The sequence below is a fragment of the Micromonospora sp. NPDC051296 genome (assembly GCF_040682255.1).
Lineage (GTDB): Bacteria > Actinomycetota > Actinomycetes > Mycobacteriales > Micromonosporaceae > Micromonospora > Micromonospora craterilacus.
Map to the genome: position 1 here is coordinate 1 of NZ_JBFBAO010000627.1, position 1,835 is coordinate 1,835.

Here is a 1,835-nt window from a genome sequence, read left to right on the forward strand (position 1 = left end):
GTCCCGGTCCCGAACGTGCTGATGTTGGGCACGGCCGAGTGGGACTCCCCGATCGCGACCAACCAGCACTACGTCGCGCGGGAACTCGCCCGCACCACCAAGGTGACGTTCGTCGAGTCACTGGGCCTGCGTCGGCCCAAGCTCCGGCGGGACGACGTCGTCCGGATGGCCTCGCGAGTCCGCAGGGCGTTCGGCGACCGGGGGGAGACCCCGGCGCACCGACCCCGGCCGGCCGGGGCGCAGATCGTGTCGCCGCTTGTGCTGCCGGTGCACCGGAGGCCGGTGCTCCCGCTCAACCGGGCCCTGCTCCGCCGCGCCACCGGGGACTGGCTCGCCAGCCCACGTCCACGGGTGCTCTGGACGTTCACGCCGGTCACGTACGGCCTGGAGGCCGCCGCGGACCTCGTGATCTACCACTGTGTGGACCTGCTGGCGACGTTCCCCGGAGTGGACGGCGTCGCGGTGGGCCGCGGCGAGCGGTCCCTGTCGTCGCGCACCGCCGTCGCCATCGCGACCAGCGAAGCCGTCCGGGTACACCTTGCCGCCGCCGGTTTCCCCCGGATCGAGCTGCTGCCGAACGTCGCGGACGTGTCGGTCTTCACCGGGGCGAGCAGGCCGGCGACCGAGCGCCGCCCCGCCGTACTCTTTTCCGGGAACCTCACCGTCCACAAGCTCGACCTGCGACTCCTCGAGTCGGTCGCCACCGCCCTGCGCGGGCGGGGCGAGCTGCTGCTGGCCGGTCCACTCGCGGCCGGTGGCGGCAGCTTCGACGCGGAGCTGCGGCGCCTCGAGGAACTCGGTGCCCGTCACCTCGGCGTTCTCACGCCCGCCCAACTGGCCGAGGTCGCCGGCACCTGCGCGGTGGGGCTCATCCCGTACGCGATCAACGACTACACCCGGGGCGTCAGTCCACTGAAGTGCTTCGAGTACCTGTCCTCGGGCCTGGCGGTACTGAGCACCGGGCTGCCGTCGGTGACCGAGCTGGCCCGTACCAATTCGCACGTGACGGTGGCCGAGGGCGACGACTTCGCGGCTCGCCTGGTGGAGCTGCTCCAGCCGCTCACCGACACCGTGCTGACCGACCGGATGACGAGTGCGGCGGAGCATGGCTGGGAGGGCCGGGGCGCGGTGCTGCGCACGCTGCTGGAGACCGAGTTGGCCGGTGGACGATAGCGGGGCCATGAGCAACGAGAGTCGACCGCGGCGCGGTCGCACACGGGGGTGTGGGGTGGTTCAGACGTGAGCGAGCGTGCGGGCCTGAACAGGGTGCTGGTGGTCAGCGTCGAACCGCCCTGGCCGGCACATCACGGCGGGCGGCTCCGTACCGCCCGGGTGGCCGAGGCCCTGAGCCGGCACGCCGAGGTGCTGGTCACCTTCCCCGACCACGGCAAACGGCAGCCCGACCCGCCGGTCGAGACCCGCCCGCTGCCCTGGTCTGCGCCGTCGGCGGTGCGCACCCGGACGTCCGGCCGGCCCCACCTCGGCGGGCACTACCTGGTGCCGGTCGCCGGCACCCTCGACGCGCTGTGCGCCGAGTTCCGGCCCGACGCGGTGTACTGGTCCCATTCCTACCTGGCGGCGTGGGGGCCGCCGGCGTCCCGGCAGATACCGAACATCGTCGAGTTCGCCAACATCGAGAGCCGCCGCCTCCAGACGCTGGTCACCTCGGCACAGGGGTGGCAACGGCTGGCCCGCCGTGCCGAGGCGGCCAAGGCCGCATTCTGGGAGCCCCGGGTCGCTGCCCGCGCCGCCCTCTGCGTCGCGCTCTCCCAGCCGGATCTGGACGTGCTGCGCGGGTGGGCCCGCGACGTCGTCCTCGCCCCCAACGGGGTGGA

2 protein-coding genes are annotated in these 1,835 nt (G+C 73.3%); both read left to right on the forward strand.

Annotated features, from left to right (window positions below; all coding sequences use genetic code 11):
- The coding region (locus tag AB0M52_RS33645) for a glycosyltransferase (RefSeq protein WP_363961894.1) at nt 1-1,173 on the forward strand (1,173 nt) is incomplete at its 5' end.
- 66 nt (nt 1,174-1,239) lie between these two features.
- The coding region (locus tag AB0M52_RS33650) for a hypothetical protein (RefSeq protein ID WP_363961896.1) at nt 1,240-1,835 on the forward strand (596 nt) is incomplete at its 3' end.